Source organism: Exiguobacterium profundum (assembly GCF_001909285.1).
GTDB lineage: Bacteria > Bacillota > Bacilli > Exiguobacteriales > Exiguobacteriaceae > Exiguobacterium > Exiguobacterium profundum.
The window spans coordinates 1,993,272-2,011,720 of the sequence record NZ_MRSV01000001.1 but is presented as its reverse complement, the minus strand read 5'-3'; the positions used below and the strand labels follow the sequence as shown (position 1 = coordinate 2,011,720).

Sequence of the window (18,449 nt, the reverse complement as noted above, 5' to 3'; positions counted from 1 at the left end):
AAAAAGAAAAAGAGGAAGTAGGGGTAAACATGGCGCAAAATTCATTCGCCTCAAAAATTGGATTCATACTAGCTGCCGCAGGGTCAGCAATCGGTTTAGGTGCAATCTGGAAATTTCCATATGTCACCGGAACGAGCGGGGGCGGTGCCTTTTTACTCATGTTTTTGGCGTTCACATTATTACTTGGTCTGCCATTATTGATTGGAGAATTCATTGTCGGACGTTCGACTCAAAAGACTGCGCTTCTTGCTTTCAAACAGTTAGGGCATGGCCGTTGGACCATTATCGGCTACTTAGGTGTCCTTGCTTGTTTCTTGTTACTTTCCTTCTATAGTGTCATTGGAGGATGGGTCCTCATCTATATTGGACTCGGTTTAAGTGGGACGCTCAGTGGACGTTCGGCTGACGAATTTGGTGAGGTGTTCGGGAACGTCGTATCGACACCTGAAATTGCCGTACTCGGACAATTCTTGTTCCTCTTAATCACACTCTTAATTGTCTTACGTGGCGTTGAAGCAGGGATTGAACGAATGAGTAAAATTTTGATGCCACTCTTGTTCATCAGTTTCTTAGTTCTCGTGGTCCGCTCGTTGACGCTTGACGGAGCGATGGAAGGCGTTCGTTTCTTCTTACAGCCTGACTTTTCTGCATTGACTGGCGAATCGGTATTGTTTGCCCTCGGACAGGCGTTCTTCTCCTTATCGTTAGGGGTGGCAGCGATGCTGACATATGCGTCCTATATAAAGATGAAAGGAACATTGAACCGGTCGGCTAACATGATTGTCTTGTTGAACATTGCGGTTTCACTTTTAGCAGGTCTAGCCATCTTCCCGGCAGTCTTTGCATCAGGTCTTGATCCGGCTGAAGGTCCGGCGTTACTCTTCGTCGTTCTACCGGCAGTCTTCAATCAAGTACCGCTCGGTGGATTCTTCATGGTCTTGTTCTTCCTATTGTTCGCTTTCGCATCGATCACATCATCGATTGCCATGTTAGAAGTCGTCGTCGCAGGTGTGACCGATCGTCTAAATGAAAAGAAATCATCATGGACGAAAAAGAAAGTGACGGTGACAGCCGCTCTTCTCGTCTTCATCGTGGGAGTACCATCCGCGCTGTCATTCGGACTCTTAAGTGATGTACAGATTTGGAACGGTCGGACGTTCTTCGATACGATGGACTATCTCGTCAGCTATATTTTAATGCCGACGGGTGCACTCTTGACTTCCATCTTTGTCGGTTACGTCGTTGACCAACGCGTCTTAAAGGATGAAATCGAAACATCAAAACCTGGTGTGAAGCTGTACCCAATCTGGCATGCACTCATTCGCTATGTCATTCCTGTAACTGTCGCGATTGTTATGGTTTCAACATGGATGACCACGTAACAAACGAACTGTAGACTCTATGAGTCTACGGTTTTTTTCGTCTCGCAACGGGAAAGTAGTCGATATAGGTAGTTGATTCTACACCTGTGGACGGAGGTATCGACGAATTTTATTATGCTAAAATGATAGGGATGACGAAACTTTTGTTGAATGGTTTCGTAATGTACAATAGAAGTAACATGAGATGAGGTGAAAAGAATGAAAACATGGATGAAATGGGCCCTGACAGGGGCAGTCATATACTTTGCCATTAACGTATTCGATTTCTCCTGGTTATTCATTATTGTAGGGGCGCTCGTCTTGAATGAAGTATGGTCGACGAACAAGCGCAAACATCGTCAACGTACACCGACAACGGTGGCAAAACGTGCTAAGAAGAAACTGTTACTCGATGAGGAAGAATCGTTTTCTGGATCGAGGATTTTAAAACCGATCGAAGAGCCGATGCCTACGCGACAGTTCGAGGCGACAGACGATTTAGAGCTTCAATTTTTGCAACGGACGATTGAGCAAGGATATGAGAAGTTACAACAAATCGACCGTGTTCTTCCAGATATTAAAGATGTAGAAGTGAGGCGTGAAATGAAGGCCGTCTCGAAAGAAGCGCACGAATTGTTCGAAGAATTATTCGAAAATCCACAAGACGCAAAGCATGTTCGAGACCTGTTCACATTCTATTTAGATTCCCTCGTCTCGGTCGTCTTGAAATTTAAAGAGCTTGAAGGAAAACGAGTCGTCATTCAAGAAGAGACTCGGGAACAATTAATCACAAATATGCGACTAATTGTCGATAAATTTAAAGAACAACGCGGACGTCTCCTTGAAGATGACGCCGTAGACTTTGAACGTGAACTGATCATGATGGAGCGCGTCTTGTCTGATCAGCCGGAAGGGAGAAAGAAACATGACTTCATCGAATGAAACGAACTGGCAGTCATGGCCGGAAGAAGAACTGACTTCTGATACAAAAACAAAAACGGAGACGGAGGGGTTCAGTGATCCATCTGTCGAATGGTCATCCGTTACACAGTCACATGAAGTGCCAGCCATTCAAGCGAAACCAGACGTGCCTCAAGAGCATCGCGAGCGCATCACACGATTGGCTGAATCCATTGATATTAAGAAGACAGACTCTGTTATGTTGTTCGGGTCGAATGTCCAGCGCGAACTTTCCCAATTCTCTGATCAAATTTTGACGGAAGTGCGGATGAAAGATGGCGGCGATGCCGGTAAACTGTTGTCTGACTTGATGCAAAACGTCCGTAAGATGGACCCAGATATGCATCAACCGGAGAAAAAGAGTTTCATGGATAACATTCCGCTCATCGGTCGTGCGAAGAAGAAGGCTGAAAACTATAAGAATCAGTTCGAAAAAATGAACGTCTATTTGGAAGAGGTCATTCATAACCTCGATCGTGCGAAGTTCGGTCTCATGAAAGACATCACGATGCTCGATCAAATGTATGATAAGAACAAGCGATATTTCGAAGAGTTGAACGTCTATATCGCCGCGGGTGAGACAAAACTTGACCATGTACGGGAACACGAGATTGCCCCGTTACGTCAAGAAGTAGAAATTTCTAAAGATCAATCGAAGCTTCAACAATTGAACGATATGATTCAATTAGCGGACCGTTTTGAGAAAAAGTTGCACGATTTAAAATTGAGTCGTACCATCAGCCTTCAAATGGCACCTCAAATTCGAGTCATTCAGCAGAATAACCAAATCCTTGCTGAAAAGATCGAGTCAGCGGTCGTCAACACGATTCCGCTTTGGAAAAACCAAGTCGTTCTTGCACTCAGCTTGACGCGCCAGAAAACGGCACTTCGTATGCAGCAGGACGTGACGAAGACAACAAATCAACTGCTTGAGCAGAACTCGAAGATGCTCAAAGATTCATCGATTGAAATCGCTCAAGAAAATGAAAAAGGGATTGTCTCTGTTGAATCACTGAAAGTCGCTCACGAGAACTTACTCTCTACGTTAGATGAAACGTTACGCATCCAGCAAAAAGGGAAGCAAAAACGTCGTGACGCAGAGCGCGAACTTGACCGCATGGAGCACGAATTGAAGGAGAAGGTCATCGAGATCGCTTCGAAAAATAAAGAACTACCAAAGGACACTGGATACTAAGGGGGAAGTCTGAGCAATCAGACTTTCTTTTTCTACGAGGAGGGACTTGAGTGGAGAAGCAACGATTGTGGGATGAGACGTGGTTATTATTCGCTGATATGATGGCCGAGCGGCACTCGAAGTGTGCATCGAAGAGTGTAGCCTGTGTCATAAAAAAAAAAGAAAAACCGATTTCAATTGGCCTGAATGGTACACCATCTGGTCATACGAACTGTAATGAAATCTATATCAAGCAAGAAGATGGGTTCTATAAGCATGCCGACTATGTTGCATCGACGGATCTCGATATGATCAACGAACCGGCACGACTCATCCGAGATGGTGTGACATATATCAAGTGTACAGACCCATATGATCACCATCACTGGTCGAAGCAACATGAAATCCATGCGGAAATCAACGCGATTGGAAAACTCGCTGCCGATTCAACGAATGCATTTGGTGCGACGGCGTATGTCACGCATTCACCATGTCATGCCTGTTCACTCGCCTTAATTGCGGCACGCGTCGCGCGAGTCGTTTATGCTGTCGGTTATGAGCATGGGGATGGGTTAGAATTGATGCGTGAAAGCGGGATTGAAGTGTTACATATACCACTTGAAAAAATGTACAAAAATACATTGTAAACGTTTTCATTAGATGATATATTATTAATGTACTGCCAATGGTGTTTTACTCTTCCATTATTCGCCCCTCCTCGGAGGGGCCTTTTTTTTTGTTCAAAATGAGGTGAGACAAACTTTACACACAATGTTCAATATTTCACAATATACACTTTAAAATCTCTTATATAATAAAAGTAGATTCAAGAGAGGGGAATTTACACATGGAAAAACTCGTTCGCTTTACAGATGGTGCATATGAAGTAGAGGCGTTGATCACACTCGAAGAAGTGTGGGAAGATAAATTTGCGATTGGCATGCACAAGGAGCTTGCCGTCAAATCATTAACCATTAACGGAAATGAAGTATCAGAGATTAAACATGTTCGTGCACTCCTTCGATACTATCCGACGCTTGGTGTATCAGGAATCTTGTTGGCATTAGATAAGGCGGCTGCTGAGATTGTCTCATTGTCGAAAGATCAAGATCCAGCGCTCCAATACGTTGAACTCGTGGCCATTCAAATGGACGAGGAAGCGACAAACGACTTGAAAACATTATATGCGGCAATGTGATCTCAATTGGGTGAACCATTTCACCCAATTTTTTATTGCATCTTTTATTCGTTATGGTATGATGTTTACAGATGAAGAAATGGAACGCCATATCGTTGTCAACCATAAGCATGGGGATCTAGATAGCTAGATCGCTGTCAAAAAGCCACGTTCATAGGAACGTGGCTTTTTTTTGTTCAATGAAGTCGAATCCAGCCGCCACATCTTGAGCGAGGTGCGCATCCGAACCCATCGTGAACGGGATGTGCAGGTCGTTCGCGGATTTTGCAAGTCCGGCGACGTAAGGTACCCCACAATCCGGTTTTCTGAGTCCGGCCGTGTTGAAGTCAAGTCCGAATCCCCGGTCGGCAATCATCTGTAACAGACGTATTTCTTCCTCTTTTACTTTTGAGCGGTCCCATTCATAGTTTCTTTGATACTTTATCGGGAGATCGAGGTGTCCGATACGAGCGACACGGATGTCTTCCCACGAAAATGAGAGACCCTGTTCAATCGACTCATAATAAGCTCTCATTACGCTCTCGAATGAGCCAAACGCTTTGATGAGTTCATCAAACGTCTCGGCAGAATAATCAATCGGCATATAGGCGCCATCTCTATATAGGAAATGCTGCGATAAAATGACTTCATCAATCAATGGTGCGAAAGGCTTGAGTAAGGCAATGGTCTCTTTCTCTAAATGAGGCAATAAGTCGACTTCTAATCCAACTTTAATGTCGATAACCGCTTGATACTGCTGTTTCATCTGATGCAACGTATCGAGGTATTCTGGAAGTAGATCAATCGACATCGCCGAGTCTTGATTCGGGACCGGGTCGGTGAACGATGGGGGGAAAGGCGCATGTTCTGTGAACGTCATCGTTTGCAGGCCTTTTTCGATCCCGACTTGAATATAGTGTTCAATCGGGTCATTTGTACCGTGTGGACAAAAAGGGGTATGCACATGGCCATCGTGGGTAAAGTTAAACATCGATTACACGTCCTTTTCAGTTCATTTGGTTGACAGGTGTTTATCTGTTTGATAAATTTAACACAATACTTTAGTTTGGTAAAGTGATAACAAGATAAAGGGTGGTTATGATGATTTGGTCAAATTCAAAAGGTTCGATTCCAGAAGGCTGGTATGAACTTCAATCAGGAGATGTCATCCGTCCAAAACGATGGATGTTGTCATTTTTAGAGAAGGCAGAGTCGAGCGGCTACGCAGTCATCGATCCACCGCTTCTCGAATACTATTCACATTATCAAAATTTAGCGCTCTTTGACGAGTCAGCCTATTATCGATTGTTCGGGAACGACGGGGAACTTCTCGTCATGCGCCCTGACTATACACTACAAATCGCAAGAAAGTTAGCAGAAGGTCATGAACCGATGCGTGTCGCTTACGCTGGTGCCGTCTATCGTCGGACGGTCAAACATTCCGGGCAACCCCATGAACGGCAACAGCTTGGACTCGAATGGGTCGATGGCGAAGAGAAGGACAGTCATCTGATTGAGTCCTTTCTCGATATGACGGAAGGAGTCCTGCCTACCGAACGTTTGACCATCAAAATTGGGTCAGCAGCCGTCATCTCGCTCATCGCGAAAGAGACAGGGATTCAGGAACAGACATTCCGAAAAATCTTAGCACTTCGAAACTTAGAATCATTACGTGAATTAGCAGAGACGTATCGCTATCCGTTGATTGCGAAGCTGCCCTTTTTAATCGGGAATTCTGCACTCGAAGAATTACGGTCTGAGGCACCAGAGTCTTTAAAAGAAGCCATCGGTGAAGTGGACGATGCGGTGCAACACTTACGTACTATCGGATTAGAGGTGTCTTACGATTTCGGTCAAACGGGAGACTTTGATTACTATTCAGGATTGACCGTGACGGGAAGTGTTGAAGGCAAGCGTGTCCTTTCAGGAGGACGTTATGATTCACTGTATGGACATTTTGGACACTCGAGACGAGCGTTCGGCATGTCGCTCGATTTAGAACAGTTAGATGGGGTGATCAAATGAAAGTAGCGGTCGCGAAAAGTAAGATTGAAAAAGCAGCCCGTCAATTTTTTGTCGAACGTGACTTACCCGTATGGCCGGAGAAGCGGGGACGTGAGTTGACGGTACAAGCAGGAGATCATGAATTCATTTTCGTCAAAGGGGACGATGTCTATAAATATGTGATGCATGGAGCGGCAGATGTTGGCATTGTCGGCGGTGATATTTTACGAGAAAAAACGCCAGGCGTACTCGAAGTCGTCGATTTACCGTTCGGTCGCTGTCGAATGGCCGTCTGTGGTCCAAAAGTTCGACGCAACGGCACAAAGAAATTGAAAGTGGCGAGTAAATATCCGAATATCGCCATATCACACTTTGCATCGAAGCGACAAAACGTAGAAGTCATTGCGTTGAACGGGTCGGTCGAACTGGCTCCGTTAACGGGACTCGCTGATTGCATCGTCGACATCGTCGAGACAGGCGCGACGTTGGCTGCAAACGACTTGGAAGAATACGAGACGATTTTTTCAATCAATGCAAAATTCATCACGAGTGAGACAGCTTTAGCAGAACAGCCTGACGAATTGAAGGCCTGGATTCGAAAGATGAGTCAGGAGGAGAACGCATGAGTAAAGAAACGAATCGCTCAAGGCGCGAAGCTTGGGTCGAAGCCGTGAAACCGATCGTGGAATCGATCGAGGCCCGCGGAGACGAAGCGCTGCTTGAGTGGACGAAACAATTCGACGGGGTCGACCGAATCGAATCGGTCGATTTGGCCCGCTTTAATCCGCCAGTCGCATATGCTGAATTGACAGAGGCGCTGACATTAGCAGCGGAACGGATTCGTGCATTTCATGCGCGTCAAGTCCGACAAGACGATGTGTTCGAAGATACGATGTTCCGACTTGGGAGACGCTATATGCCACTTGATTCGGTAGGGGTTTATGTACCGGGGGGGACTGCCGTCTATCCGTCGAGCGTCCTCATGAACATCATTCCGGCGAAAGTTGCTGGCGTCAAACGAGTCGTCATGGTCACCCCACCAAAAGCAGATGGGATTGACATTTCCCTATTGATTGCAGCAAAAATTGCAGGTGCCGATGAATGTTTTCTGGTCGGTGGGGCCCAAGCCGTGGCAGCACTCGCATACGGGACAGAAACGATTCGTCAAGTTGACAAGATTGTCGGCCCAGGAAATGCATATGTCGCGACGGCGAAGGCTCTCGTCTCACACATCGTCGGTATCGACTCCGTCGCCGGACCATCCGAAGTGTTGATCATTGCCGATGAGACGGCGAACCCGAAGTGGGTTGCCGCCGACCTGCTCGCACAAGCGGAACACGACGTCGAGGCGACTGCGATTGCGCTTGTCACGTCAGAAACACTCCGCGATCAAATCGAGCAAGAACTTGAGCGACAATTAGTGCTATTACCACGCCAAGACATTGCGAGAGAATCGTTGAAGCGTGGCGGCGTCTTGTACCGGACAATCGAGGATGCGATCGAGTACGCGAATACGATGGCCGCGGAGCACGTCCAGTTGGCCGTCAAAGATCCTGAGGCGTTGATGCGGGCAATCCGTCACGGTGGTTCGTTCTTCCTCGGACATGAGGCAGCCGAAGCATTTGGAGACTATATCGCTGGACCGAACCACGTCTTGCCGACGAGCGGGACGGCCCGCTTCTCTAGTGGACTATCGGTCGATGATTTTTATCGCCGTCAGACGTTCCTTGAGATGACAGAACTTGATGAGACGATTACAAAGGCAGCGATTCGAATCGCCAAACAAGAACAATTAGAAGGACACGCCCGTGCGATGGCTGTTCGGATGGAGGACATATGAGACGAAATTATCAAAATATCCCACGCTATGTACCTCATGCCGCTTCGGGATATGCGCTCAATCAAAATGAAAGCCAATATCCGTTACCAGAACGTCTCGAACGAGCTATTCGAGACGTATCACTCGAGGCACTCAGCCGTTACCCAGTCGAAGAATTGCTCGCTTTAAAAGCGAGCTATGCTGACTATGCGGGAGTCGAGCCGACTCAACTCATGGTCGGCAGCGGGAGCGATGAGCTATTGGCCATCTTGAGTCAGGCGATTTTGGATACGGAAGACCGTGTGGTCGCACCGGCCCCAGACTTTTCGATGTATGGCATCTATACACAAATTGCCAGAGGGCATTTCACACAACCGGACGAACAGGGTTTGCGTTACGAGACGTTGGCTGAAGTCATTCGAACAACAGACCCTAAACTCGTCTTGATTTCGAATCCGAATAACCCGACCGGAAAGATGTGGACATTAGACGAATTGTCTGACATTGCGACACGTGTACCGTACCTCGTCGTGGATGAAGCGTATATTGATTTCACAATGAAGAACTCATTTGTGTCTCGCTTGAACGAATATCCGAACGTCATCATCTTACGGACGTTATCGAAGGCGTTCGGTCTAGCGAACCTCCGGATTGGTTTCATGATTGCATCTGAAGAAATCATCGAACAGATTGACCGCTTCCGTTCGCCATTCAATGTCAGTGGACTCAGTGCCGCTGTCGCCAACGTCGTCTTACGAGATGAATCTTATATTCAAGAGTCGATTCAGTTCCATACGGCGCAACGTGAGAAGTTAACGGAGTTGTTACGACCAGTCGGTGAGATTTTACCGAGCCGTGCCAACTTCATTTATGTCAAAACGGATGATAGTGAAGGATGGGCATCCCGCTTCCTTGATAAAGGGGTCCATGTACGTGCTTTTCCCGATGGACTACGTGTCAGTGCAGGGACAGACGAGGCGTATGCCTTGATCCGACAAACGATTGAAGAGGTGAATTCTGTTGAGAACAGCTGAACTAAAACGTGAAACGAAAGAAACGAAAATTGACATTCGATTAAATCTAGACGGAACGGGTGAAAGCTCCATTCAAACGGGGGTCGGCTTCTTCGATCACATGTTGACGTTGCTCGCTTTTCACAGTCAGATGGATTTAGACGTGAAAGTCGAAGGCGATACGTGGGTCGATGCCCACCATACGGTCGAGGATGTCGGGATCGCACTCGGTCAGCTCATCTCCAAGTCACTCGGGGATAAAGTCGGAATTCGCCGCTACGGGTCGAGTTACATGCCAATGGATGAGACGCTAGCGCGAGCGGTCATTGATGTGTCAGGACGCCCATTTCTCGTCTATCAAGCGGATATTCGCAATCCGAAGCTTGGTGATTTTGATACCGAACTCGCTGAGGAATTTTTTCGTGCCGTTGCCATGAATGGTCGACTCACACTGCACCTTTCTGTTCTGTACGGGTCGAACTCACATCACATGATTGAAGGGTTGTTCAAAGCGTTCGGACGAGCGCTTGCCGAAGCGGTCTCTAGCGATGGGACGAACCGTCTCCCTTCTACGAAAGGATGGATCGAAGGATGAAAGTAGCGGTCATCGATTATGGTATGGGAAACGTATTTAACGTCGAACGTGCATTACAAGCCATCGGTTGCTACGTCGTGATCACGAACGATGCAAATCAAATTGAAGAGGCGGATGCCGTTTTACTTCCTGGGGTCGGTGCCTTCCCGCAAGCGATGCAATCGCTCGAACAGACGGGTCTTATCCCACTATTGCAACAGATGGCGACGGAAAAGCCATTTTTAGGGATCTGTCTTGGGATGCAGCTCTTGTTTGATTCGAGCACGGAAGGTATGCCGACAAAAGGTCTCGGGTTGATTCCGGGAACGGTCGAACGGATGCGAGCGAAGCGTCTCCCACACGTCGGATGGAACTCGATCCTTCGCGATGAGGATGTCTATTTTGTCCACTCTTACCATGCCGTGACGGCCGACGATTACATCGTGGCGGCAGCTGATTATATGGGTGAGAAAGTTCCGAAAATCGTTCAAAAAGGGCTCGTGACGGGCATGCAGTTCCACCCGGAAAAGAGCGGGACATTTGGTCTCAGCTTACTTCAAGAATGGAAGGAGGCGGTCGAGCGTGAGATTACTACCCGCCATTGATTTGATTGGAGGCAAGATCGTCCGTTTGACGGAAGGTGATTTTTCTACGGAAGAACAATACGGAGATCCGTATGAATTATTAAAAGCGTGGCAAGGGAAGGTCCCGATGATTCACTTGATTGATTTAGAAGGGGCCAAGGCAGGTGAACCGCGTCATTTAGACGTTGTCCGCTATGCGAAGTCTCTAGGGTTCCTTGTCCAAACAGGAGGAGGAATTCGTTCAGAAGCCGCACTTGATGCTGTGATGGAAACCGGTGCGGATCGCGTCCTTTTAGGGACGAAGGCGTTTACGGATCCTGACTTTCTAGACAAGGCGATTGAAAAGTATGGCAAACGAATCGCTGTTGCACTCGATGCCTATGACGGGAAGGTCGCCATTAACGGATGGCAGGAAGCGACAAAACTCGATGACATCTCGGTCGCACAAGACCTTGTCAAACGGGGGATCGAGACGATTCTATATACCGATATCGGATCCGATGGGAAACTGAATGGACCGAACGTTTCTCGCATGAAGGCGTTACGTCAAATCGTCAACGTCACATTGATCGCCTCAGGCGGTGTGACGACTGAAGAGGACGTGAAGGAGCTGAAGATGGCGAAAATTGATGAGGCTGTCGTCGGGAAAGCACTCCTGTCCGGTAAGGTGAGTATCGAAGAACTGATTGAATGGGAGGCGCGTTATGCTTAAACGCAGAATTATTCCATGTCTTGACGTGAAAGAAGGTCGTGTCGTCAAAGGGATTGAGTTCGTACAACTACGAGACATCGGTGATCCGGTCGAAATCGCGAAATATTACGATGAGTCCGGAGCCGATGAACTTGTCTTTCTCGATATCACGGCAAGTACGGAACGTCGCCAGACGATGCTCGATGTCGTCAGTGCGGTGGCGCGGAAAGTATTCATCCCGCTGACGGTCGGTGGCGGGATTCGTTCACTCGAGGATATCTCGTCACTATTAAAAGCAGGGGCAGATAAAGTATCGTTGAACACGCTCGCTGTAGAATCCCCAAGTCTCATTCGTGAAGCGGCCGATCGTTTCGGTTCGCAATGTATCGTCGTCGCAATCGACGTAAAGTTTGAAGATGGCGAATATTATGTGTACACATATGGTGGAAAACAGAAAACGGACCTGTTGGCGGTCGAATGGGCGAAACAAGTGGCCGCGCTCGGGGCGGGTGAACTTCTTGTCACGTCCATGAACCAAGATGGAAAGCAGAGCGGTTATGACCTTGCGATTTTAGAACAACTTCGTGAAGTCGTCGACATTCCGATTATCGCATCCGGTGGGGCAGGCAATGCCGAGCACGTAGTCGAAGCGCTTGAGAAAGTCGATGCCGCATTACTTGCATCCATCTTACATGACCGAAAAACGACAGTAGAAGAGGTGAAGCACGTATGCACGAGTCACAACTTGCCGATGCGGTTCGTTTCGACGAAAATGGACTGATTCCCGCCATCATCGTCTCAGACGACGACGGGGCGGTCCTCATGCTCGGATATATGAATGATGAGGCAATCCGACAGACGCTTCGTGAACGGGTCGTCACGTTCTGGTCTCGTTCAAAAGGTCGGCTTTGGATGAAAGGGGAGACGAGCGGAAATACACTGGACGTCGTCAGCATCCACATCGACTGTGACCAGGATGCGCTTCTCGTTCGTGTTCATGCGAATGGCCCGACGTGTCATACCGGTAATCGAAGCTGTTTCTTTACGGAGGTGAACGTATGATTCATGAATTGGAACAATTGATTCAAAAAAGAAAAAATGAACCGAAAGAAGGTTCGTATACGACTTATTTATTGGAACAAGGCGTTGAAAAAATCGCGAAAAAGTTCGGGGAAGAAGCGTTTGAGGTCGTCATTGCTGCTATGACGGATGAAGACTTGGTTGAAGAGTCAGCCGACCTTCTGTATCACTTACTCGTCTTGTTAGCAGCCAAAGGTGTTCGTTTAGAGGATGTGGAAGCTTTACTCGCCAAGCGTCACGGTACTACCACACCGGCGAAACCACGTCGAGACGTCACGGAATGGTAAATGAAAGAGGAAGGAGACGCGCTCCTTCCTCTTTTGTGTTACCGATTGACCGAGGCGGCCATGCGAATGTACGTATGGCGTCGTCCGCGAATCGCAATGGACAGTGCCTGAATGTTCTCTGGTACGGCAATTCCGGACAGTCCGGCGTCACCTATATGCACGATATCCGCTCCGCCTCGTTTTGAAGAGAGTGCGATCTCCCGAACGGTCTCGACATCTGCGCCTTCTTGTGACGTTCCAATCGCCGCTAACGTGAGAGCGCCGAGCACTTGCAATTCCTGAACGAGTTCGTGAAACGATTCTTCACGGACGCCAGGTACAGTGCCTGGAGCCGGAAGGAGGATGATATCTGCGCCAGCTTCGACGAAGCGGATATACGCGTCGCGGTCTAACACATTGCCTGCACCGGCTTGATGCATTTTCCCGGCAATGATGACCCCTGCGAATTCACGACGTGCTTGGATGATTGCTTGTTCGATTGCTTCATTCGTGACCCCGGTATTCGGATTGCCTGTCAAACAGACGAAGTCAAACCCGAGCTCCGATGCTTTTTGGAACGCTTCGATTGAAGCGAGTCTGCCTCGTTTTACTTCATTCATCTCGGAAGACTTCTCTGAAAAATCAACAGGTTCCAAGTTGACTCCAACTGGCAATCCAATCAGTCGTTTTAGTTCGAGAATCGGATGATCGCTCATCTCATCACCCGGCATCTCCCCGAATAATGCATGACTTTCAAGTCCTTTAATGTAAGGATGAAACACATCGATCATGTTCAATAAAATCAAGTCGACACCGAATGCTCGTGCTAGTTCTGCGTTTGTCACTTCTGGATACAACGGCTGCACCGTCGGGATGACCTCGGCCATGACCGTTCGACCTTCTGCTTTTCGAATCGAATCGATTAAATCTTGACGATTAAACGTGATAAAATCACTTGCTCGACATTCCAGTATTCGTTTCATGTGATCTGCCTCCTTCTGCTCATCCTTGTCTCTATTCCCTAAACCCTTGAAAAATCCTCTATACTAATTTTAAGGAGGGATTATGATGTCGGAAAAAGAAAAGATGATTCGTGGTGAACTGTATTTAGCTGGTGATGAAACGCTCGTTGCAGATCGGAAGCATGCCCGGAGATTAACTGAACAATTCAATCGTTCTGGAATCGATGATTTGGAAGGACGAAAAGAGATTCTTGGTGCGTTACTCGGATCGACGAAAGGGTCGTATTATATCGAGCCGAACTTCAAATGTGATTATGGGTATAACATCCACTTAGGAGATCGATTCTATGCGAATTTTGACTGTGTCTTCCTAGACATCTGTCCCATCACGTTTGGGGATGACTGCATGCTCGCACCGGGTGTACATATTTATACGGCGACACATCCGATCGATCCGATCGATCGGATCTCAGGATATGAGTTCGGGAAGCCGGTGACCATCGGCGACCGCGTGTGGATCGGTGGAGGGGCGATTATCAATCCCGGTGTGACGATTGGGGATGAGGCCGTCGTCGCATCCGGTGCGGTCGTCACAAAAGATGTGCCATCTCGAACAGTCGTCGGAGGAAATCCGGCACGTGTGATCAAGACGATCTACTGACAAAAACTCCTGAACGCGTGGTTCAGGAGTTTTTGACATGACTTGATTGCTTGTATTTCTGAATAGCTGTATATGCAAGATGAAGCGCCGTCTCATCACCAATCGTCACCCGAATCCCCGTAGGTTGTTTCGACGTGTGTATGTTCAAGTCGGTCAAATGGGCCCACACTGCTTCAGGTTGTTCTAACTCGATATACAAGAAGTTTGTCGATGCAGGGAGGACATGACCGATGGATTCAAAGGCTAGTGCCCACTTTTGCCGCATCTGGTCATGCCATTTGATTGATTCTTGAAGATAAGTCGCATCTTTTAAGAAGATGTTGCAAATTTTTGCACTCACCCCGCTGATATTAAATGGTGGGATGAATTGACGGAAATAGTGTGCGAGTTCGGTGTTTGTCACCATGAATCCAATTCGTACGTTTGCCAATCCAAAAGCTTTTGACATCGTGCGAAGGACGATGAGATTTGGATGGTTCGCAATGAACGGAATCATGCTCGCATCTGGTGTGAAGTCCATATACGCCTCATCCACCACGATATATGGCACGAGTGAGGCGAGATGCGTCAACTCTTCTACGGTCCATAGCTTCCCAGTTGGATTGTTCGGATTCGAAAGGAGAAGAAGCTTTGGATGATGCGTCTCAATCGCCTCTAGAATTCCCTCATACGATAAATCAACGGCTTGAACATGATGACCGTGTGCAATGGTCGTGAAGATGGGATACATCGAAAAGTCAGGTGCCGGAGATAAGACGATATCATGTGGTGCGAGCAACGCTTGCGTCACGACATGGATCATCTCATCACTCCCACAACCGACGAGTAATTGCTCAGGTGTGACGCCGGCGTATGTAGCGTAGCGTTCGAACAACTCATTGATTGGTTCGACTGGATACTCGTGTAAGTCATGATACGTCAACGAATCAAGCTGATTCTTGATGCGGTCAGGTAACGGGAACTGACTTTCATTTTGGTTTAACCGATGTCCCGTCGGATAAACGACGGGATAGATCGGAAGCTCGATTTGTCTCATTCAGTTGGCTCCATCGAGAACCATTTTTTCACCAATTCATCGATTTCACCTGACTCCATCATTTTATTCAACTCTTCGTTGAACTGGTCGCGTAACTCATCATCTAATTTGAAGGCAGCAGCTGATCCTTTTTCGCCATCCTCTTTCAAAGCGAATGTATAGAAGCTGTCATCTTGGTCCAAATACTTTTGTGCCACCGTGTCTTCGATGACCATTGCATCGATTCGACCTGTGTTCAACTCTTGAACGATTTCAGGGATCTTGTTCAACGATACGAGTTCAGCGTTTGGTGCTTGTTCTTTAGCGATATTTTCTTGAATCGAAGCCGTTTGGACACCGATTTTCTTACCAGACAAATCTTCGATTGCCTGAAGGGACTCGTCTTTTGTCATGATCAAGTTTGTCGCGGATAGATAGATGTCTGAGAAGTCCGCATTCTCTTTACGCTCTTCTGTTGGCGTCATCCCGGCCATGACGAAGTCGACACGCCCGCTGTTCAAGGCTCCGAGTAAGCTACCGAAGTCCATATCTTCAATCTTCAATTCGTAACCGAGACGTTCTGTAATCGTCTCTGCGATTTCAATATCGAATCCGACAATCGCATCCCCGTTTGCCGTATCAACGAATTCATATGGGAAGTAATCGGCGCTCGTCCCCATGACGAGCGTTTTTTTTTCTGTCGCTTCACCTTCTGTCTCTTGACTACATGCACCGAGTAATACTGCGCTCATCATAAGTGTTCCTGCTAATAACCATTTTTTCTTTTTTGTATAATGCCTCCCTGTTGTAGATGAGACTAAGTGTATATGTATGATTATTAATTGTAAAGAAAAAATATACAAAAATTAATAAAAAAAGAAACACTCCCTATATGAAAGCGTTCTCTTCTTAGTTTTCCAAAAGATACGACATAATTCGCTCAATCGGAAGTTCCCGATTGTCCATCGTATAGGTTTGTAAGTATGGATGGTTAGTAGGCCTTTTGCAGTGTTCATTCATCTTAGACCAATTCTCATACGAAATTTGATCAATTTGACTAGGTCGTCTGACACGGTTTCGAAGTCGTGCGTTAATTTCTTTGTAATCTTCATGACGACACTCGATATAACGATAAGTCGCTCCGTAATTGGTGGCAATCGCTATCCCTTTATCGAGCATTTCATCATAGAGACAAGGACTGTCGAGAATGACGTTTTGTCCAAGTGATAGGTGATACTCGACGAGCGACCAATCGACATCATAAGCCATCTTCCCGATTTCTCCATCCGAGAAGTTGCCAATATGAAGCGTATGGAGTAGGGCGGTCTTTGAAACATCATGATCGATGATGACTGCGGGTACGTGTTGGATGATACGCTTAGCCAATGTGGATTTTCCTGATCCAGGTGTTCCAGAAATAAGAAGAAAAAACAGATGATCACCTCACATCTAAGTAGGAGCAAATCTTATTACTTATACAACTTGATTTACTTGTTAAAATGGCTCATTTCCTTAAGATAGTCTTCGATACAATCGACCTGAATAACCTGATAAAGTTAGTTAAAGGTTTGATCCGATGTTAGCATTTGCATACCATGATGACATTTCCATCAAGATCTTTAAAATTGAACCAATGTTCGTGCTCGATGGGTGTGATGACCTCAATGTCGTGTTGAGTCATATAAGAATAAGCTTGATGAATATCGTGCGTATTTAAGTGAAACAGCGGTGTCTGGATGATGTTCTCTTTTGAGTAGATTTTACTATCTAAAACGAGGTTCGTACCCTCTAATGGAATGACATATAAATGGTCGAATAAGATCTCTCCTTTTGTTGAAAGATCAAATAAATCACAATACCAGTCACGCGCTTTTTGAATATCACTTACCGGAATGAAAATGGTACCGATTTTGTGAAGGATAGGGTTCATAGAAACTCCTGCCTTTTCATTTGATGAATGAAGTTTTCAACATCTTTCCGAGATTTTAAGACGATGATCTGTTTCTCGTGAGAATATTGTTTGATTCGTTTGACCATCTCTGGCTTTTGAATGTCAGGAAAATTCCAAACCCACTTCAGAAATGCGAAATCGAGTTTTTCCTCACAGGATGCACCCATATCAGGTCGTGTCGTACCACGATATCGGACAACTCGCTTGAGGACGCGATATATACAGACGATGCGTGGAAGATCGATTAAAATGACAGTGTCCGCTGCCTGTAGTCGTAAATCAAGGGTATTCCCGAAATTTCCATCGATAATCCATTCATCCTTCTTCACGAGTTGTTGTTGGATGTCGATTCGTTCTTCTCTCGGTGCCATCACCCATCCCGGTCTCCACATGAGAGCGTCCAAATGATAGACATCGAGATGTAATCGTTCACCTAGTTGACGGGCGAGTGTGGATTTCCCCGCACCACCAGAACCGATGATCATGATGCGTTTCATATTTAGATTGCTATCAATCGTTAAGCTGCTCATCTACTCTTATTCATCCTCCAATACAATCCATTTCTTCAATTGACCGTCCTCTTCGTAAATGACCCGGACATCCATCTGTCCGATAACAAGACGTTGTTCCGAACTGAACACGACAATCGGATAGTCTGTCGATACCGGTTTATCCGTCTCAAAAATCGGGCTATGGGCCTGCATCGCGTAATAGCCGTCCGATCTCGTGTTGGCTGCCCCTGCATCAATCTGTGTCACATGCTCAAATCCTCTCAGTCTGAGCACATAACTATAAGACGTTCTAGCCCCTTGTTCGAGACGCCATTCTTCGATGGTGGCTGATTTGTCGTCCATTGATCGTTCTTCTAGCACTTTCTGTGCCGTATACTCTTTTTCGTAAGGAATCATCTCCTGGATGCTGACGACGGTCATCGTCGCGAGCTTGAGCGATTCCTCGGAAGGTGGGGTAATCAGTATACCAATAAAGATGAGGATAGGAATCAATAAATAAACCATGACACGACTACGCATTTTCATCACCTTACCTTTTCAGACTGTAAACTATTTCTGCATAAGAGAATGGGAACCCTTTAAAAGACAACCCTAATCTCAAAAACCGATTCATTTCTTCAATTTTGTAAAGGAGCAGGTATGATA

The 18,449-nt window shown here is 46.6% G+C and carries 22 protein-coding genes and 1 pseudogene; 15 read left to right on the top strand and 8 right to left on the bottom strand.

Translation table 11 applies throughout. The features are described 5' to 3' along the window. The first annotated feature begins 29 nt into the window (after window positions 1-29). The 5 genes from BBB58_RS10415 to BBB58_RS10395 all read left to right on the top strand — a co-directional run bounded on the left by BBB58_RS10415 (window position 30) and on the right by BBB58_RS10395 (window position 4,693). The gene (locus BBB58_RS10415; protein ID WP_074037150.1) at window positions 30-1,382 is read left to right on the top strand and encodes a sodium-dependent transporter; all 1,353 of its coding nucleotides are present in this window, start codon (window positions 30-32) and stop codon (window positions 1,380-1,382) included. Window positions 1,383-1,580: 198 nt separating this feature from the next. Beyond that, window positions 1,581-2,303 carry a 5-bromo-4-chloroindolyl phosphate hydrolysis family protein gene (locus BBB58_RS10410; RefSeq protein WP_012726129.1) on the top strand — a complete coding sequence of 241 codons (723 nt, stop codon included), beginning with the start codon at window positions 1,581-1,583 and terminating at the stop codon, window positions 2,301-2,303. Next, window positions 2,287-3,516, top strand: a complete 1,230-nt coding sequence (locus tag BBB58_RS10405) for a toxic anion resistance protein (RefSeq protein ID WP_074037149.1) — start codon at window positions 2,287-2,289, stop codon at window positions 3,514-3,516. The genes BBB58_RS10410 and BBB58_RS10405 overlap by 17 nt, the downstream gene beginning before the upstream one ends. Window positions 3,517-3,566: 50 nt before the next feature. Beyond that, a complete protein-coding gene (locus BBB58_RS10400; protein ID WP_074037148.1) occupies window positions 3,567-4,142 on the top strand; it encodes a deoxycytidylate deaminase in 576 nt (191 codons plus the stop codon). Window positions 4,143-4,342: 200 nt separating this feature from the next. Beyond that, the gene (locus tag BBB58_RS10395) at window positions 4,343-4,693 is read left to right on the top strand and encodes a hypothetical protein (protein ID WP_074037147.1); all 351 of its coding nucleotides are present in this window, start codon (window positions 4,343-4,345) and stop codon (window positions 4,691-4,693) included. Between the two features lie 151 nt (window positions 4,694-4,844). Here the strand turns inward: BBB58_RS10395 and hisJ are convergent, their stop codons facing one another. After that, a complete protein-coding gene (gene hisJ, locus BBB58_RS10390) occupies window positions 4,845-5,663 on the bottom strand; it encodes a histidinol-phosphatase HisJ (RefSeq protein WP_074037146.1) in 819 nt (272 codons plus the stop codon). A gap of 110 nt (window positions 5,664-5,773) precedes the next feature. Between hisJ and BBB58_RS10385 the strand changes: the two genes are divergently transcribed. The 9 genes and pseudogenes from BBB58_RS10385 to hisIE all read left to right on the top strand — a co-directional run bounded on the left by BBB58_RS10385 (window position 5,774) and on the right by hisIE (window position 12,724). Continuing rightward, a complete protein-coding gene (locus BBB58_RS10385; protein WP_074037145.1) occupies window positions 5,774-6,697 on the top strand; it encodes an ATP phosphoribosyltransferase regulatory subunit in 924 nt (307 codons plus the stop codon). After that, window positions 6,694-7,302, top strand: coding sequence for an ATP phosphoribosyltransferase (gene hisG, locus BBB58_RS10380; RefSeq protein WP_074037144.1), 609 nt, complete (start codon window positions 6,694-6,696; stop codon window positions 7,300-7,302). The genes BBB58_RS10385 and hisG overlap by 4 nt, the downstream gene beginning before the upstream one ends. Next, window positions 7,299-8,516, top strand: coding sequence for a histidinol dehydrogenase (gene hisD / locus BBB58_RS10375; RefSeq protein ID WP_074037143.1), 1,218 nt, complete (start codon window positions 7,299-7,301; stop codon window positions 8,514-8,516). The genes hisG and hisD overlap by 4 nt, the downstream gene beginning before the upstream one ends. Then, the gene (locus BBB58_RS10370; RefSeq protein WP_074037142.1) at window positions 8,513-9,529 is read left to right on the top strand and encodes a pyridoxal phosphate-dependent aminotransferase; all 1,017 of its coding nucleotides are present in this window, start codon (window positions 8,513-8,515) and stop codon (window positions 9,527-9,529) included. The genes hisD and BBB58_RS10370 overlap by 4 nt, the downstream gene beginning before the upstream one ends. Then, on the top strand, window positions 9,516-10,103 hold the full coding sequence (gene hisB / locus BBB58_RS10365; RefSeq protein ID WP_074037141.1) for an imidazoleglycerol-phosphate dehydratase HisB: 588 nt from the start codon (window positions 9,516-9,518) through the stop codon (window positions 10,101-10,103). The genes BBB58_RS10370 and hisB overlap by 14 nt, the downstream gene beginning before the upstream one ends. Further along, window positions 10,100-10,687: an imidazole glycerol phosphate synthase subunit HisH gene (hisH, locus tag BBB58_RS10360; RefSeq protein WP_074037140.1), complete on the top strand. Its 588-nt coding sequence runs from the start codon at window positions 10,100-10,102 to the stop codon at window positions 10,685-10,687. Before hisB ends, hisH begins: the two co-directional genes overlap by 4 nt. Next, window positions 10,665-11,378 carry a 1-(5-phosphoribosyl)-5-[(5-phosphoribosylamino)methylideneamino]imidazole-4-carboxamide isomerase gene (hisA, locus tag BBB58_RS10355; protein ID WP_031423919.1) on the top strand — a complete coding sequence of 238 codons (714 nt, stop codon included), beginning with the start codon at window positions 10,665-10,667 and terminating at the stop codon, window positions 11,376-11,378. The genes hisH and hisA overlap by 23 nt, the downstream gene beginning before the upstream one ends. After that, complete coding sequence (gene hisF, locus BBB58_RS10350; protein ID WP_074037139.1) at window positions 11,371-12,138, top strand: imidazole glycerol phosphate synthase subunit HisF; 768 nt, start codon at window positions 11,371-11,373, stop codon at window positions 12,136-12,138. The genes hisA and hisF overlap by 8 nt, the downstream gene beginning before the upstream one ends. Further along, window positions 12,087-12,724 (top strand): annotated as a pseudogene (gene hisIE, locus BBB58_RS15670) (bifunctional phosphoribosyl-AMP cyclohydrolase/phosphoribosyl-ATP diphosphatase HisIE). The gene hisF and the pseudogene hisIE overlap by 52 nt, the downstream one beginning before the upstream one ends. A gap of 38 nt (window positions 12,725-12,762) precedes the next feature. Here hisIE and BBB58_RS10335 read toward each other — a convergent pair. Next, window positions 12,763-13,686, bottom strand: a complete 924-nt coding sequence (locus BBB58_RS10335; protein WP_074037136.1) for a DUF7916 family protein — start codon at window positions 13,684-13,686, stop codon at window positions 12,763-12,765. Between the two features lie 85 nt (window positions 13,687-13,771). Here BBB58_RS10335 and BBB58_RS10330 point away from each other — a divergent pair, with 85 nt between their 5' ends. Continuing rightward, window positions 13,772-14,326, top strand: coding sequence for a maltose acetyltransferase domain-containing protein (locus BBB58_RS10330; RefSeq protein WP_074037135.1), 555 nt, complete (start codon window positions 13,772-13,774; stop codon window positions 14,324-14,326). Window positions 14,327-14,348: 22 nt separating this feature from the next. Here the strand turns inward: BBB58_RS10330 and BBB58_RS10325 are convergent, their stop codons facing one another. The 6 genes from BBB58_RS10325 to BBB58_RS10300 form a co-directional block, all read right to left on the bottom strand. Beyond that, window positions 14,349-15,362: a pyridoxal phosphate-dependent aminotransferase gene (locus BBB58_RS10325; protein ID WP_074037134.1), complete on the bottom strand. Its 1,014-nt coding sequence runs from the start codon at window positions 15,360-15,362 to the stop codon at window positions 14,349-14,351. After that, the gene (locus tag BBB58_RS10320; RefSeq protein WP_074037133.1) at window positions 15,359-16,096 is read right to left on the bottom strand and encodes a transporter substrate-binding domain-containing protein; all 738 of its coding nucleotides are present in this window, start codon (window positions 16,094-16,096) and stop codon (window positions 15,359-15,361) included. The genes BBB58_RS10325 and BBB58_RS10320 overlap by 4 nt, the downstream gene beginning before the upstream one ends. 154 nt (window positions 16,097-16,250) lie before the next feature. After that, window positions 16,251-16,760, bottom strand: a complete 510-nt coding sequence (locus BBB58_RS10315) for a P-loop nucleotide/nucleoside kinase family protein (protein ID WP_276327318.1) — start codon at window positions 16,758-16,760, stop codon at window positions 16,251-16,253. A gap of 160 nt (window positions 16,761-16,920) precedes the next feature. Then, a complete protein-coding gene (locus BBB58_RS10310; RefSeq protein ID WP_074037131.1) occupies window positions 16,921-17,271 on the bottom strand; it encodes a VOC family protein in 351 nt (116 codons plus the stop codon). Further along, complete coding sequence (locus BBB58_RS10305; protein ID WP_074037933.1) at window positions 17,268-17,789, bottom strand: DNA topology modulation protein; 522 nt, start codon at window positions 17,787-17,789, stop codon at window positions 17,268-17,270. Before BBB58_RS10305 ends, BBB58_RS10310 begins: the two co-directional genes overlap by 4 nt. A gap of 39 nt (window positions 17,790-17,828) precedes the next feature. After that, complete coding sequence (locus tag BBB58_RS10300) at window positions 17,829-18,329, bottom strand: hypothetical protein (protein ID WP_074037130.1); 501 nt, start codon at window positions 18,327-18,329, stop codon at window positions 17,829-17,831. Window positions 18,330-18,449 lie beyond the last annotated feature (120 nt).

Coding starts and splice junctions, on each gene's coding strand:
- BBB58_RS10415 (WP_074037150.1), top strand. CDS start 30: ATGGCGCAAAATTCATTCGCCTCAAAAATTGGATTCATACTAGCTGCC.
- BBB58_RS10410 (WP_012726129.1), top strand. CDS start 1,581: ATGAAAACATGGATGAAATGGGCCCTGACAGGGGCAGTCATATACTTT.
- BBB58_RS10405 (WP_074037149.1), top strand. CDS start 2,287: ATGACTTCATCGAATGAAACGAACTGGCAGTCATGGCCGGAAGAAGAA.
- BBB58_RS10395 (WP_074037147.1), top strand. CDS start 4,343: ATGGAAAAACTCGTTCGCTTTACAGATGGTGCATATGAAGTAGAGGCG.
- hisJ (WP_074037146.1), bottom strand. CDS start 5,663: ATGTTTAACTTTACCCACGATGGCCATGTGCATACCCCTTTTTGTCCA.
- BBB58_RS10385 (WP_074037145.1), top strand. CDS start 5,774: ATGATTTGGTCAAATTCAAAAGGTTCGATTCCAGAAGGCTGGTATGAA.
- hisG (WP_074037144.1), top strand. CDS start 6,694: ATGAAAGTAGCGGTCGCGAAAAGTAAGATTGAAAAAGCAGCCCGTCAA.
- hisD (WP_074037143.1), top strand. CDS start 7,299: ATGAGTAAAGAAACGAATCGCTCAAGGCGCGAAGCTTGGGTCGAAGCC.
- BBB58_RS10370 (WP_074037142.1), top strand. CDS start 8,513: ATGAGACGAAATTATCAAAATATCCCACGCTATGTACCTCATGCCGCT.
- hisH (WP_074037140.1), top strand. CDS start 10,100: ATGAAAGTAGCGGTCATCGATTATGGTATGGGAAACGTATTTAACGTC.
- hisF (WP_074037139.1), top strand. CDS start 11,371: ATGCTTAAACGCAGAATTATTCCATGTCTTGACGTGAAAGAAGGTCGT.
- BBB58_RS10335 (WP_074037136.1), bottom strand. CDS start 13,686: ATGAAACGAATACTGGAATGTCGAGCAAGTGATTTTATCACGTTTAAT.
- BBB58_RS10330 (WP_074037135.1), top strand. CDS start 13,772: ATGTCGGAAAAAGAAAAGATGATTCGTGGTGAACTGTATTTAGCTGGT.
- BBB58_RS10325 (WP_074037134.1), bottom strand. CDS start 15,362: ATGAGACAAATCGAGCTTCCGATCTATCCCGTCGTTTATCCGACGGGA.
- BBB58_RS10320 (WP_074037133.1), bottom strand. CDS start 16,096: ATGATGAGCGCAGTATTACTCGGTGCATGTAGTCAAGAGACAGAAGGT.
- BBB58_RS10310 (WP_074037131.1), bottom strand. CDS start 17,271: ATGAACCCTATCCTTCACAAAATCGGTACCATTTTCATTCCGGTAAGT.
- BBB58_RS10305 (WP_074037933.1), bottom strand. CDS start 17,789: ATGAAACGCATCATGATCATCGGTTCTGGTGGTGCGGGGAAATCCACA.
- BBB58_RS10300 (WP_074037130.1), bottom strand. CDS start 18,329: ATGAAAATGCGTAGTCGTGTCATGGTTTATTTATTGATTCCTATCCTC.